The organism is Streptococcus sp. 4155, from assembly GCF_013276695.1.
GTDB classification, from domain to species: Bacteria; Bacillota; Bacilli; order Lactobacillales; family Streptococcaceae; genus Streptococcus; species Streptococcus pseudopneumoniae.
Window position 1 is genome coordinate 35,078 of the sequence record NZ_VMLM01000006.1, and the last position, 12,741, is coordinate 47,818.

Genomic DNA, 12,741 nt, shown 5'->3' on the forward strand with positions numbered 1-12,741 from the left:
TTTTTATGCTATACTTAAGGTATGCATAGAAAAACAGTGATTGATTTTAGGGCTTTGGGGGAGCGATACATCTTTACCCAGCCTATCAAAGAGTTAAAAACGAGAGATTTAGCGGAAGTAACAGCCTTGCTGTCACAAGTGGAAAGCTATCAAGAGCAGGGCTATTATGTGGTGGGCTATGTCAGCTACGAGGCTGCACCTGCTTTTGAGGAGAAGTTTGCAGTTCACAAGGATCCCCTACTGGGTGAGTACTTGCTTTACTTTACTGTTCATGATAGCGTAGAAACATCCCCTATTCCTCTGACTTATGATGAGGTTGATTTGCCTTCAAATTGGCAGGAAGTAACGTCTGCAGCAGACTATGAAGAGGCTATTGCACAGATACATCATCATTTGCGGCAGGGAGACACCTATCAGGTCAACTACACCGTTCAACTCAAACAAGACTTAAATGCCAATCCTTTTGCTATCTACAATCGTATGGTGGTAGAACAGGAGGCGGGCTACAATACCTATATTGAACATGATGAGATGGCAGTGATTTCCATGAGCCCAGAGCTCTTTTTTGAGCAAAATGACCGCGAGTTGACAACGCGACCGATGAAGGGAACGACTCAGCGTGGGGTAACTGACCAAGAAGATCTTGAACAGGCCAGTTGGTTGGAGCAGGATCCTAAAAATCGGTCTGAAAATATGATGATTGTGGACCTCTTGCGCAATGATATGAACCGTATTTCTGAAGTGGGGAGCGAGCACGTGGAGCGTCTGTGTCAGGTAGAGCAGTATTCAACTGTTTGGCAGATGACTTCGACCATCAAGAGTCGGTTGCGAGTAGATGTTGATTTAGTTACAATTTTTCGCTCTCTCTTTCCTTGTGGATCCATAACGGGCGCACCGAAAATTGCGACAATGGAGATTATCAAGGACTTGGAGCCACAACCGCGTGGAGTCTACTGTGGAACGATTGGTCTCTTGCTTCCAAATGGACGACGGATTTTTAATGTGGCCATTAGGACCATTCAACTGCATCAAGGGAAAGCCATCTATGGAGTTGGCGGAGGCATTACATGGGATAGCACTTGGGAATCTGAATACCGCGAGGTTCATCAAAAGGCGGCTGTTCTCTATCGTAAACAAGCTCGTTTTCAGCTGATTACGACTGGGAAAATCAGCCAAAAACAACTGCTGTTTGAAGAACAACATCTGGAAAGACTGATAAAAGCTAGTCGATATTTTGCCTTTCCTTTTGACCCAGAAATTTTGAGACAAAAGATTGAAGAAGAGTGTCAGACTTGTGATGCTAATCAAGATTACCGCTTGCGAATCAGCCTTAGCAAATCTGGAGAGATAGAAGTCAATCGTCAAGTATTAACACCCCTTAGTCCACAGTTCTGCCAGGCTAAACTTTGTCTGCAAGAAGCCAATTTGCAGCAAGCTTTTACCCACTTTAAAACGACTCATAGACCATACTTGAGTTTAGGGGAGCAAGAGATCATTTACTACAATAAGTCAGGAGAACTGCTTGAAACCTCTATCGGAAATCTGGTTTTGAAAATTGCTGGGAAACTCTACACACCGCCTATCCGACTTGGAATCTTGCCAGGAATTTACCGTCAGCATTTGCTGGAAACAGGACAGGTAGAAGAGAAAGTCTTGACCTTGGCAGATTTAACCCAAGCAGAAGCTATTTACGGCTGTAATGCAGTGAGAGGCTTGTATGAACTAAGCCTTGAGGAGAACTAGATGAAATTGATATTTTTGCATGGGTTAGGGCAGTCAGAAGAGTCTTGGAAAGAAGTTCGGAATCTACTGACAGATTATCCTTCTGAGGCTATCGAGTTATTTCCTTCTGGAGTTAGTAACTATCAACAAGCTAAAGAGCGAGTTTATCAGCACCTAGCTCAAGAGACAGAACCTTTTGTTTTGATTGGATTGTCCTTAGGTGCTGCCCTGACACTAGAACTTTCCAGTTACGATTCACCAAATCTTCGAGCTTTGATTCTGTCAGGATGCCCGCTTAAATTAGCAGGGAATATCCTATTTTATCTTCAGTTGCTGATTTTTAAACTACTTCCCAAAAGAGTATTTGAAAAACAGGGAGCAGACAAGACTTTTATAATAGGTATTTCCAAAGAATTGAAGACACTTGACTTAACGGATATAGCAGGGAATTGCCCCTATCCAACCTTACTAATTTGTGGCAGCAAAGATAAACCGAATCTTAGTTCTATGAGAAGTCTTCATAAACTAATATCAGAATCCCAATTTCAGATTATCCCAGATGGCCCTCATGTCTTGAATAAGGAAAAACCAAAGGAGTTTGTAGAAAAGACCAGAAGTTTCCTTGAATTGCTGAAATAAGTTTGATAAAATAATATTGAAATCGATAACATCGTTAGAGGAGAAAGTAATGAACAAACGTCTATTTTTAAAAATGAGTCTGGTGACGTTGTCAATTTTAGCCTTGTTTTCACAACCTGTGTTAGCAGAGGAAAACATTCATTTTTCGAGTTGTAAGGAAGCTTGGGCGAATGGATACGCGGATATTCATGAGGGAGACCCCGGTTATTCTGCCAAGTTATACCGTGATCATGACGGTGTGGCTTGCGAATTAAAAAATGCCCCTAAGGGTGCTTTTAAAGCAAAACAAGAGACTACAACTCAAACTGATACAAGTTCATCAACAACAAGTGGTTGGGTTAAGCAGGACGGTGCTTGGTACTACTTTGATGGAAATGGAAATCCAGTGAAAAATGCTTGGCAGGGAAGCTATTACCTGAAATCAGACGGGAAAATGGCCCAGAGCGAATGGATTTATGATGATTCTTATCAGGCTTGGTATTACTTGAAATCAGATGGTTCGTATGCTTATAGTACATGGCAAGGAAATTACTATTTGAAATCAGATGGTAAGATGGCCAAAAGTGAATGGGTTTATGACTCTTCTTATCAAGCTTGGTATTATTTGACATCAGATGGATCTTATGCTTATAGTGCATGGCAAGGAAACTATTATTTGAAATCAGATGGTAAAATGGCTAAAGGTGAATGGGTTTATGACTCTTCTTACCAAACTTGGTATTATTTGACATCAGATGGATCTTATGCTTATAATACATGGCAAGGGAATTATTATCTAAAATCAGATGGTAAAATGGCTGTCAATGAATGGGTTGATGGTGGACGTTATTATGTTGGTGCGACTGGTTTGTGGAAAGCTAATTCAAAAGTAAGCAATAAAGGTTCTTATTATAGCCTTCAAGGAAAGTATGATGAAATCATAGTTGCCAATAAACATTATCCTATGTCTAAAGATTACTATCCAGGTGAAAATGCTACTGCAAAAGCAGCCTTTTTAAAACTGATTGCACAGATGCAGAAGGAAGGATACGCTATTAGCGATAATTATAGTGGCTTTAGAAGTTATGCAACTCAAGCACAATTATATCAAAGTTATGTGAACCAAGAGGGCCAGGCTGCTGCGGATCGTTATTCCGCCCGTCCTGGATATAGCGAACATCAGACAGGACTTGCTTTTGATGTGATTGGCACAGATGGTCAATTAGTTGAAGATGCTGGTGCGGCTCAATGGTTATTGGATTATGCACCAGACTATGGTTTTGTTGTTCGCTATCCCCGTGGAAAAGAGAGTGTCACAGGCTATATGCATGAGGAATGGCATTTACGTTACATTGGAAAAGAAGCAAAAGAGATTGCTGCAAGTGGTTTGACACTGGAGGAATATTATGGATTTGATGGTGGAGATTATCTGGATTAAAAATCTATATTAGCTAAATGCAAACCTTTGCATAAATGACTGAAATTTGTTATACTAGTACTGTAAGCATTTTCAATTACTAGACAATGAAAAAGGAGAGTATGATGAGTCAAAAGATTATTGGGATTGACCTTGGTGGAACTTCTATCAAATTTGCAATCTTAACAACAGCAGGAGAAATCCAAGGAAAATGGTCAATCAAGACCAACATTCTGGATGAGGGAAGTCATATCGTTGATGATATGATTGAGTCTATTCAACATCGTTTGGACTTGCTTGGATTGGCAGCAGCGGACTTCCAAGGCATTGGAATGGGATCACCAGGTGTGGTTGACCGTGACAAAGGGACTGTTATCGGTGCCTACAACCTCAACTGGAAAACCCTTCAACCAATCAAACAAAAGATTGAAAAAGCTTTGGGCATTCCATTTTTCATCGATAATGATGCCAACGTAGCAGCTCTTGGTGAGCGCTGGATGGGTGCTGGAGATAACCAACCAGACGTTGTCTTTATGACACTCGGTACTGGTGTTGGTGGTGGTATTGTCGCAGAAGGCAAATTGCTTCATGGTGTTGCTGGTGCAGCAGGTGAACTTGGTCATATCACTGTTGACTTTGACCAACCAATCGCATGTACTTGCGGTAAGAAAGGCTGTCTTGAGACAGTTGCTTCAGCAACAGGGATTGTCAACTTGACTCGTCGTTATGCAGATGAATATGAAGGCGATGCAGCCTTGAAACGATTGATTGATAACGGAGAAGAAGTAACTGCTAAGACAGTCTTTGACCTTGCAAAAGAAGGAGACGACCTTGCTTTGACTGTTTACCGTAACTTCTCACGTTACTTGGGAATCGCTTGTGCTAACATTGGTTCAATCCTAAACCCATCAACAATCGTCATCGGTGGTGGTGTGTCAGCTGCAGGAGAATTCCTTCTACAAGGTGTTCAAAAAGTCTATGACGAAAATACTTTCCCACAAGTGCGCACATCTACTAAATTGGCTCTTGCAACTCTAGGAAATGACGCTGGAGTTATCGGAGCAGCATCACTTGTATTGCAATAAAATAAAAAAGGAGAAAATTGCTTTCCAGAAGCGAGTGATTTTCCTCCTTTCTTTTTTTATGCTATACTAGTTAGGAAATAAATGAGGTGATAGTAAATGACAAAAGCAGATACGATTTTTAAAGAGAATATTGAACGCATTCTAAAGGAAGGTGTTGTCTCAGAGCAGGCTCGTCCTAAGTACAAGGATGGGACAGTTGCCAACTCCAAGTATGTAACGGGTGCCTTTGCAGAGTATGACTTGGCCAAGGGGGAATTCCCCATTATAACTTTACGCCCTATCGCCATCAAATCCGCCATCAAGGAAGTGCTCTGGATTTACCAAGACCAATCTAATAGCTTAGAGGTACTAAATGATAAGTACAATGTTCACTACTGGAATGACTGGGAAGTGGGGAATACAGGAACCATTGGTGAGCGCTATGGTGCTGTTGTTAAGAAACACGACATCATCAATAAGCTTCTCAAGCAGTTGGAAGCCAACCCTTGGAACCGCCGAAACATCATCTCCCTTTGGGATTACCAAGCTTTTGAGGAAACAGACGGCCTTCTTCCGTGCGCCTTTCAGACCATGTTTGATGTCCGCCGTGTAGATGGGGAAATCTATCTGGATGCGACCTTGACGCAACGCTCCAATGATATGCTGGTGGCCCACCACATCAATGCTATGCAGTATGTGGCTTTGCAGATGATGATTGCCAAGCATTTTGGCTGGAAGGTTGGGAAGTTCTTCTACTTTATCAACAACCTTCATATCTATGACAATCAATTTGAACAAGCTCAGGAATTGCTTCGTCGTGAGCCGTCTGACTGCCAACCTCGCTTGGTTTTAAATGTTCCTGATGGGACTAATTTCTTTGATATCAAAGCAGAAGATTTTGAGTTGGTGGATTATGACCCTGTTAAGCCGCAGTTGAAGTTTGACCTAGCCATTTAATACTCTTCGAAAATCTCTTCAAACTACGTCAGCGTCGCTTCATCAACAACCTCAAAACCATGTTTTGAGCTGACTNNNNTGCGGCTAGCTTCCTAGTTTGCTCTTTGATTTTCATTGAGTATAAAAGAATAGAAAAAGAAGTTGAGACAATGAATCCCAACTTCTTTTGTTTCTTAACGTGACACGCGACGGCGAGCTGCTTTTTTACGGTTTTCTTCGATGAAAGCTGCTTTTTGCTCTTCTGGTTCGATTACTTTCTTTTTAAATGCGTATACTGCACCTGCAACGGCAGCAACAGTTCCTGCGACACCTGTTACAAGACCTTTAGCGAATCCTTTAGCCATGAGTCTTCCTCCTTTATCTTCTTAATCAGCCAGCCCCCTCAAGAGGTCACATTTTTCTGACTGACCTTTTTGTGTTATAATAATAGTAACGAAAAAATGGGAATTTTTCAAGGAAAAAAGATGAAAACAAAAATAATTGTGATTGTTGGACCGACTGCTGTTGGAAAAACAGCCCTTGCCATTGAAGTGGCCAAGCGTTTTAATGGCGAAGTGGTTAGCGGTGATAGTCAGCAAGTCTATCGAGGACTTGATATTGGGACGGCTAAGGCTAGTCCAGAAGAGCAGGAAACTGTTCCTCATCATTTAATCGATGTTAGAGAGGTAACCGAGTCTTACTCGGCTTTTGATTTTGTTTCAGAAGCTAAGATGGCTATTGAGGATATTCACAGCCGTAGCAAGCTGGCCATTATCGCTGGTGGGACTGGACTTTATATCCAGAGCTTGCTAGAAGGTTACCACCTAGGTGGGGAGACTCCCCATGAGGAGATTTTGGCCTATCGGGCTAGCTTGGAGCCTTATACAGATGAGGAATTAGCTCATCTGGTGGAGCAAGCAGACCTTAAAATTCCTCAGTTTAATCGTCGTCGTGCGATGCGTGCCTTGGAAATTGCCCATTTTGGTCAGGAATTGGAAAATCAAGAGACCTTGTATGAACCATTGATTATCTGCTTGGATGATGAACGTAGTAAACTTTATGAGCGCATCAACCACCGAGTGGATTTGATGTTTGAGGCTGGGCTTTGGGATGAGGCCAAGTGGCTTTTTGACCATTACCCTAATGTGCAGGCGGCTAAAGGAATTGGCTATAAGGAACTCTTTCCATATTTCCGTGGAGAGCAGACCTTGGAGGAAGCCAGTGAGAGTCTCAAACAGGCGACCCGTCGTTTTGCCAAGCGTCAGTTAACCTGGTTCCGTAATCGCATGCAGGTGACCTTTTATCAGATTGGAGAAGCTGGTGTGCAAGACCGCATTTTAAACCAGATAGAGGAGTTTTTAGATGATTGAAACGGAGAAAAAAGAGGAGCGAGTCCTGCTCATTGGTGTGGAATTGCAGGGCATGGACAATTTTGATCTCTCTATGGAAGAATTGGCCAGTTTAGCTAAGACAGCTGGGGCAGTCGTTGTAGATAGCTACAGACAAAAACGTGAAAAATATGATTCCAAGACCTTCGTCGGCTCTGGTAAGTTAGAAGAAATTGCGCTTATGGTGGATGCAGAAGAAATCACCACTGTCATCGTCAACAACCGTCTGACCCCAAGGCAAAATGTCAATCTAGAGGAAGTTCTGGGTGTTAAGGTCATTGACCGTATGCAGTTGATTTTGGATATCTTTGCCATGCGGGCTCGAAGCCATGAAGGGAAACTCCAAGTCCACCTAGCTCAACTAAAATATCTCTTGCCTCGCTTGGTTGGTCAGGGGATTATGCTCAGCCGTCAGGCAGGGGGAATTGGTTCCCGTGGACCTGGTGAAAGCCAGCTGGAGTTGAACCGTCGTAGCGTTCGCAATCAAATCACGGATATAGAGCGCCAGCTCAAGGTGGTTGAGAAAAATCGGGCGACTGTCAGAGAAAAACGTCTGGAGTCAAGCACCTTTAAGATTGGTTTGATTGGTTACACCAATGCTGGAAAATCAACCATCATGAACACCTTGATCAGTAAGACTCAGTATGAAGCGGACGAGCTCTTTGCGACTCTGGATGCGACGACTAAGAGTATCCATCTGGGAGGCAATCTCCAAGTAACTTTGACAGATACAGTTGGCTTTATCCAAGATTTGCCTACAGAGCTGGTGTCCAGTTTTAAGTCAACCTTGGAAGAAAGCAAGCATGTGGACCTTCTGGTTCATGTTATCGATGCCAGCAATCCTTACCACGAGGAACATGAAAAAACAGTTCTTTCCATCATGAAAGACTTAGATATGGAAGATATTCCTCGTCTGACACTTTATAATAAAGCGGATTTGGTGGAGGATTTTACGCCGACCCAAACACCTTATGCCCTCATTTCTGCCAAGTCTGAGGATAGTCGTGAGAATTTGCAGGCTTTGTTTTTAGAGAAAATCAAGGATATTTTTGAATCTTTCACCCTGCGTGTGCCTTTTTCAAAGTCCTACAAGATTCATGATTTAGAAAGTGTTGCGATTTTGCAAGAACGCGATTATCAGGAAGACGGCGAAGTGATTAGAGGCTACATTTCTGAGAAAAACAAATGGAGGTTAGAAGAATTTTATGACTGATATTAAAACTTTGGCTCTAAAGTATGGAGGTTATACAAGTCTGGATAAGGTCTATCTGGATCAACTTCTAGCTGGTAAAACAGAGCAGGAGCAGTTGGCACTTATCACACCTCCGCCAAGTGTCGTTAATGCTTACTTTGCAGAGCTCTACCAGAAAAAGAGTCCTCAAGCTGCGACGGATTATTTTGCAGAAGTCAGTCAGGAACTGAATCTTTACAATGCTGAACCTAGTTTCACCTCAGAAAACAAGCCCTTTATTCGGCTTAATCTGTCTGGTAAATCCTTTGGTTTTTGTTATGAGAGTGAGGGTCTAGGTCGAATTTTCTCTGAAAATGAGGAGAAGATTTCAGATGACTTGCTCTTTGAGATTGCGCAAATTTTCCCTCATCAACTAGTCTTTGAAGAATCTGGCAAGATTTACATGAAGGCTGTCGGAGAAGAGGAAGTCGTCTCTGTTGAAAGTTTAACTCCTTTAACGGATTTAGAAATCTTAGCAGATGGTCGCAAGCGTCTTAAAGGATACAGCCAAGAGGAGTTATTACAAGAAGCTACAGCTTTTTCTGGCAAGCCTTATTTCCGATCGGAAAACCGCACAGCCATGTTATATATTGATTAATTAGAAAGTATCGAATGGATATTCAATTTTTAGGAACGGGGGCTGGTCAGCCCTCTAAAGCCCGCAACGTTTCAAGTCTCGCCCTGAAACTCTTGGACGAGATTAACGAAGTCTGGCTCTTTGACTGTGGAGAGGGAACGCAAAATCGCATTCTGGAAACCACAATTCGACCACGTAAGGTCAGCAAAATCTTTATCACTCACCTGCATGGAGACCACATTTTTGGCTTGCCAGGATTCCTTTCTAGCCGTGCTTTTCAAGCTAATGAAGAGCAGACAGATTTGGAAATCTATGGGCCGCAAGGGATCAAGTCATTTGTCTTAACCAGCCTTCGTGTGTCAGGTTCTCGCCTGCCTTACCGTATTCATTTTCATGAGTTTGACCAAGATTCTCTAGGTAAAATCCTTGAGACCGATAAATTCACGGTGTATGCAGAGGAGTTGGATCATACTATATTCTGTGTTGGCTATCGTGTCATTCAAAAGGACTTGGAAGGAACGCTAGATGCTGAAAAACTCAAGGCGGCAGGTGTCCCATTTGGCCCACTTTTTGGGAAAATCAAAAACGGTCAGGACGTTGTTCTCGAAGACGGTACTGAAATCAAGGCAGCTGACTATATCTCAGCTCCCCGTCCAGGTAAAATTATCACTATTTTAGGAGACACTCGAAAAACGGATGCCAGTGTGCGTCTGGCTGTTAATGCCGATGTCCTTGTCCATGAGTCCACTTATGGCAAGGGTGATGAAAAAATTGCTCGTAACCATGGCCACTCTACTAACATGCAAGCTGCACAAGTAGCGGTAGAAGCAGGAGCCAAACGCCTCTTGCTCAACCATATCAGTGCCCGTTTCCTCTCAAAAGATATCAGCAAGCTCAAAAAAGACGCTGCTAGTGTCTTTGAAAATGTCCATGTGGTCAAAGACTTGGAAGAAGTGGAAATCTAAAAGATTGAGAAAGGAACAGTATGTCTACTATTCTCATTACTGGAGCTAGCGGTGGTCTAGCTCAAGAAATGGTCAAACTCTTGCAAAATGACCAACTCATCTTGCTTGGTAGAAATAAGGAAAAATTAGCCCAACTCTACGGAAACCATCCACAAGCAGAATTGATTGAAATTGATATTACCGATGACTCAGCCTTAGAAACTCTGCTAGCAGACCTCTATCTTCGCTATGGCAAGATTGATGTCTTGATAAACAACGCTGGTTACGGGATCTTTGAGGAATTTGACCAGATTTCCGACCAAGATATTCATCAGATGTTTGAGGTCAATACCTTTGCTCTGATGAATCTATCTCGACGCCTTGCGGACCGTATGAAAGAGAGTCGAAAAGGTCATATCATCAATATCATCAGCATGGCAGGTTTGATCGCTACTGGCAAGTCCAGTCTCTACTCAGCTACCAAGTTTGCGGCCATTGGTTTTTCAAATGCTCTGCGCCTCGAACTCATGTCCTACGGTGTTTATGTAACGACGGTTAATCCAGGACCAATCCGTACAGGATTTTTCTACCAAGCCGACCCAGATGGAACCTATCTCAAGTCGGTTGACCGTTTCCTGCTAGAACCAGATGCAGTGGCTAAAAAGATTGTCAAGATTATAGGAAAAAACAAACGAGAACTCAATCTACCGATGTTGTTGAACCTAGCCCATAAGTTGTATACTCTCTTTCCCAAGCTAGCTGATAAGTTGGCAGGGGAGACTTTTAATTATAAGTAAAAAGAACCAATATGCAGGTTGTTGCTAGCCTACATATTGGTTCTTATCATTTATCAACTATCAAACTGGACTTCTTCTAGTAGATAGTCGATAAAGCGTTCGCCCATCTTAGATAGGCTGGTTTTCTCATGCTGGATATAGACCAGTTCAATTGGGTCATCAATATCCAGTGGGATAGAAACGATATTGTCTCCGTTGAGGTTGCTGTTCAAAATCCCTGTTGCAATGGTATATCCATCCAAACCAATCAAGAGATTAAAGAGGGTAGCACGGTCGCTGACTACGATGGATTTCTTGTGGTGTTCTTGGGAAAGAATCTCTTCTGAAAAGTAGAAGGAGTTGTGCGTCCCTTGGTCATAACTCAGATAAGGGAAGTTTTCCAAATCAGACAGTTTCACCTTGTCTTTCTTTGCCAGAGGATTGGTCTTGCTGACAAAGATATGCGGTTGCGCTGTGAAGAGATGGTGAGCCAGCAGGTGATTGTCATCCAGCATTTTCGTTAAAACATCACGGTTGTAGCTGTTCAAAAATAGGACACCGACCTCACTACGGAAGTTCTTGACGTCGTCGATAATTTCCCAAGTACGAGTTTCACGAAGGAAGAGCTCGTATTTCTCCATATCGCTTTTCTTGAGCAAAGAGACAAAGGCATTGACCACAAAGGCATAGTGTTGAGACGAAACGCTAAAGAGTTCGCGGTGGGCGACAGGATTTTTATAGCGTTCCTCCAGAAGCTGAGTTTGCTCGACAACCTGACGGGCATAAGAGAGAAACTCCATCCCATCACGGGTCAAGGTGATTCCCTTGGGATTGCGGATAAAGATCTCAATCCCCATTTCATTTTCCAAATCTCGCACCGCATTGGAAAGACTGGGCTGAGTGATAAAGAGTTGCTTGGCTGCCTCATTCATGGAGCCAGTTTCGACGATTTTGATAATATAATGTAATTGTTGAATTCTCATGTTTTTATTGTACCATACTTGCAACAGAATCGCCAAAGAAGATAGGAAAATCAGGAGTATTGTGTAAGTCTCTTCTTGAAAAAAACACAAAATTTTGCTAGAATGAGTCTTATGAAAACATTCTATGATGTGCAGCAATTCCTCAAACGATTTGGTATTATTGTTTACATGGGAAAACGCTTATATGATATTGAACTGATGAAGTGGGAACTCTCTCGGATTTACGATGCAGGGTTGATGGACAAATTAGACTATCTAGAAGCAGAAGCGGTTCTTCGCAGAGAGCACAAGGTAGAATTGGATTATATTGAGAAAAATGGAGAAAAGAACTAATGGTTACTTGGATTTTGTGGGCACTTATACTAGCAATGTTGGCGTGGATGGGCTTTAACTATCTTCGTATTCGCCGTGCGGCTAAAATTGTGGACAATGAGGAGTTTGAAGCCTTGATTCGTACGGGTCAATTGATTGATTTGCGCGACCCAGCAGAATTCCACAGAAAACATATTCTTGGGGCTCGCAATATTCCTTCAAGTCAGTTGAAGACTAGTCTTGCAGCCCTTCGTAAAGATAAACCTGTCCTTCTCTACGAAAACCAACGTGCGCAACGAGTTACAAATGCAGCTCTTTACTTGAAAAAACAAGGTTTTTCTGAGATTTATATTCTTTCTTATGGCTTGGATTCTTGGAAAGGGAAAGTGAAGACTAGCTAACATTCTGTAAAAATCTGTCGAATGATAGATAAAGCTAGCATTTTATGGTATCATCATTTATATTAATTTTAAGGAGATTTTATAATATGAATTCACAAGAAAAGAAAAAACCTTCACTTATTTTAGGTATCTTATCTATCGTCCTTGGTTTGCTTTCTCCAATAGTGAGTCTGATTTTGGGGATCATAGGATTGGTTTTGGCTTTTTCATACCAAAAAGAATCTGGACTGGACTATAAAACAGAAAAAATTCTCAACATCGTAGGACTTGTAGTTTCTGTTCTTAACTGGATTCTAACAATCGCAGTAGTTTTTAGATAAGCAAAAAACAAAAAAGCTTTAAATTTAAAGCTTTTTTTATTATGGCTTCAAG

General features: G+C 42.1%; 14 protein-coding genes and 2 pseudogenes. 14 read left to right on the plus strand and 2 right to left on the minus strand.

Annotation, left to right across the window (positions count from 1 at the left end; translation table 11 throughout):
* The first annotated feature begins 21 nt into the window (after positions 1-21).
* The 6 genes and pseudogenes from pabB (at position 22) to HT715_RS01140 (ending at position 5,778) form a co-directional block, all read left to right on the plus strand.
* Positions 22-1,743, plus strand: a complete 1,722-nt coding sequence (gene pabB / locus HT715_RS01120; protein WP_138701172.1) for an aminodeoxychorismate synthase component I — start codon at positions 22-24, stop codon at positions 1,741-1,743.
* On the plus strand, positions 1,744-2,361 hold the full coding sequence (locus tag HT715_RS01125) for an alpha/beta hydrolase (protein WP_138701173.1): 618 nt from the start codon (positions 1,744-1,746) through the stop codon (positions 2,359-2,361).
* Between the two features lie 49 nt (positions 2,362-2,410).
* Positions 2,411-3,217, plus strand: a pseudogene (locus HT715_RS12195) (N-acetylmuramoyl-L-alanine amidase family protein); the annotation flags it as partial.
* Positions 3,218-3,223: 6 nt separating this feature from the next.
* Positions 3,224-3,778 (plus strand): annotated as a pseudogene (ldcB, locus tag HT715_RS12200) (LD-carboxypeptidase LdcB/DacB); the annotation flags it as partial.
* Positions 3,779-3,882: 104 nt separating this feature from the next.
* A complete protein-coding gene (locus HT715_RS01135) occupies positions 3,883-4,842 on the plus strand; it encodes an ROK family glucokinase (RefSeq protein WP_138701174.1) in 960 nt (319 codons plus the stop codon).
* Positions 4,843-4,938: 96 nt separating this feature from the next.
* Positions 4,939-5,778, plus strand: a complete 840-nt coding sequence (locus HT715_RS01140) for a thymidylate synthase (RefSeq protein WP_138701175.1) — start codon at positions 4,939-4,941, stop codon at positions 5,776-5,778.
* 173 nt (positions 5,779-5,951) lie between these two features.
* Here HT715_RS01140 and HT715_RS01145 read toward each other — a convergent pair whose 3' ends face one another.
* Positions 5,952-6,122 carry a DUF3042 family protein gene (locus tag HT715_RS01145; protein WP_001051780.1) on the minus strand — a complete coding sequence of 57 codons (171 nt, stop codon included), beginning with the start codon at positions 6,120-6,122 and terminating at the stop codon, positions 5,952-5,954.
* A 120-nt stretch (positions 6,123-6,242) separates the two neighbouring features.
* Between HT715_RS01145 and miaA the strand changes: the two genes are divergently transcribed.
* Genes miaA through HT715_RS01170 form a run of 5 tightly spaced genes read left to right on the plus strand, consistent with a single transcriptional unit; the run spans position 6,243 to position 10,694 of the window.
* Positions 6,243-7,127, plus strand: a complete 885-nt coding sequence (gene miaA, locus HT715_RS01150) for a tRNA (adenosine(37)-N6)-dimethylallyltransferase MiaA (RefSeq protein WP_138707398.1) — start codon at positions 6,243-6,245, stop codon at positions 7,125-7,127.
* Positions 7,120-8,358 (plus strand): GTPase HflX, encoded by a 1,239-nt coding sequence (hflX, locus tag HT715_RS01155; RefSeq protein WP_138707397.1) that lies wholly within the window; start codon positions 7,120-7,122, stop codon positions 8,356-8,358. Before miaA ends, hflX begins: the two co-directional genes overlap by 8 nt.
* Entirely contained in the window at positions 8,351-8,974 is a 624-nt protein-coding gene (locus HT715_RS01160; protein ID WP_000129711.1) for a hypothetical protein, read from the plus strand. Before hflX ends, HT715_RS01160 begins: the two co-directional genes overlap by 8 nt.
* Positions 8,975-8,988: 14 nt before the next feature.
* The gene (gene rnz, locus HT715_RS01165) at positions 8,989-9,918 is read left to right on the plus strand and encodes a ribonuclease Z (protein ID WP_000354331.1); all 930 of its coding nucleotides are present in this window, start codon (positions 8,989-8,991) and stop codon (positions 9,916-9,918) included.
* A 20-nt stretch (positions 9,919-9,938) separates the two neighbouring features.
* Positions 9,939-10,694 carry an SDR family oxidoreductase gene (locus HT715_RS01170; protein ID WP_138707396.1) on the plus strand — a complete coding sequence of 252 codons (756 nt, stop codon included), beginning with the start codon at positions 9,939-9,941 and terminating at the stop codon, positions 10,692-10,694.
* 53 nt (positions 10,695-10,747) lie between these two features.
* Here HT715_RS01170 and HT715_RS01175 read toward each other — a convergent pair whose 3' ends face one another.
* Complete coding sequence (locus HT715_RS01175; RefSeq protein WP_001222592.1) at positions 10,748-11,656, minus strand: LysR family transcriptional regulator; 909 nt, start codon at positions 11,654-11,656, stop codon at positions 10,748-10,750.
* A gap of 102 nt (positions 11,657-11,758) precedes the next feature.
* Between HT715_RS01175 and HT715_RS01180 the strand changes: the two genes are divergently transcribed.
* The 3 genes from HT715_RS01180 to HT715_RS01190 all read left to right on the plus strand — a co-directional run bounded on the left by HT715_RS01180 (position 11,759) and on the right by HT715_RS01190 (position 12,689).
* On the plus strand, positions 11,759-11,989 hold the full coding sequence (locus HT715_RS01180) for a YqgQ family protein (RefSeq protein WP_055387820.1): 231 nt from the start codon (positions 11,759-11,761) through the stop codon (positions 11,987-11,989).
* Positions 11,989-12,369, plus strand: a complete 381-nt coding sequence (locus HT715_RS01185) for a rhodanese-like domain-containing protein (RefSeq protein ID WP_000259256.1) — start codon at positions 11,989-11,991, stop codon at positions 12,367-12,369. The genes HT715_RS01180 and HT715_RS01185 overlap by 1 nt, the downstream gene beginning before the upstream one ends.
* 86 nt (positions 12,370-12,455) lie before the next feature.
* Positions 12,456-12,689 (plus strand): hypothetical protein, encoded by a 234-nt coding sequence (locus HT715_RS01190; protein ID WP_001088017.1) that lies wholly within the window; start codon positions 12,456-12,458, stop codon positions 12,687-12,689.
* Positions 12,690-12,741: the final 52 nt, after the last annotated feature.

Excerpts from the sequence above, each read along its gene's own strand:
- rnz (WP_000354331.1), top strand. The coding sequence starts at position 8,989 with ATGGATATTCAATTTTTAGGAACGGGGGCTGGTCAGCCCTCTAAAGCC.
- HT715_RS01185 (WP_000259256.1), top strand. The coding sequence starts at position 11,989 with ATGGTTACTTGGATTTTGTGGGCACTTATACTAGCAATGTTGGCGTGG.
- hflX (WP_138707397.1), top strand. The coding sequence starts at position 7,120 with ATGATTGAAACGGAGAAAAAAGAGGAGCGAGTCCTGCTCATTGGTGTG.
- HT715_RS01180 (WP_055387820.1), top strand. The coding sequence starts at position 11,759 with ATGAGTCTTATGAAAACATTCTATGATGTGCAGCAATTCCTCAAACGA.
- HT715_RS01135 (WP_138701174.1), top strand. The coding sequence starts at position 3,883 with ATGAGTCAAAAGATTATTGGGATTGACCTTGGTGGAACTTCTATCAAA.
- HT715_RS01190 (WP_001088017.1), top strand. The coding sequence starts at position 12,456 with ATGAATTCACAAGAAAAGAAAAAACCTTCACTTATTTTAGGTATCTTA.
- HT715_RS01175 (WP_001222592.1), bottom strand. The coding sequence starts at position 11,656 with ATGAGAATTCAACAATTACATTATATTATCAAAATCGTCGAAACTGGC.
- miaA (WP_138707398.1), top strand. The coding sequence starts at position 6,243 with ATGAAAACAAAAATAATTGTGATTGTTGGACCGACTGCTGTTGGAAAA.
- HT715_RS01140 (WP_138701175.1), top strand. The coding sequence starts at position 4,939 with ATGACAAAAGCAGATACGATTTTTAAAGAGAATATTGAACGCATTCTA.
- HT715_RS01145 (WP_001051780.1), bottom strand. The coding sequence starts at position 6,122 with ATGGCTAAAGGATTCGCTAAAGGTCTTGTAACAGGTGTCGCAGGAACT.
- HT715_RS01125 (WP_138701173.1), top strand. The coding sequence starts at position 1,744 with ATGAAATTGATATTTTTGCATGGGTTAGGGCAGTCAGAAGAGTCTTGG.
- pabB (WP_138701172.1), top strand. The coding sequence starts at position 22 with ATGCATAGAAAAACAGTGATTGATTTTAGGGCTTTGGGGGAGCGATAC.
- HT715_RS01160 (WP_000129711.1), top strand. The coding sequence starts at position 8,351 with ATGACTGATATTAAAACTTTGGCTCTAAAGTATGGAGGTTATACAAGT.
- HT715_RS01170 (WP_138707396.1), top strand. The coding sequence starts at position 9,939 with ATGTCTACTATTCTCATTACTGGAGCTAGCGGTGGTCTAGCTCAAGAA.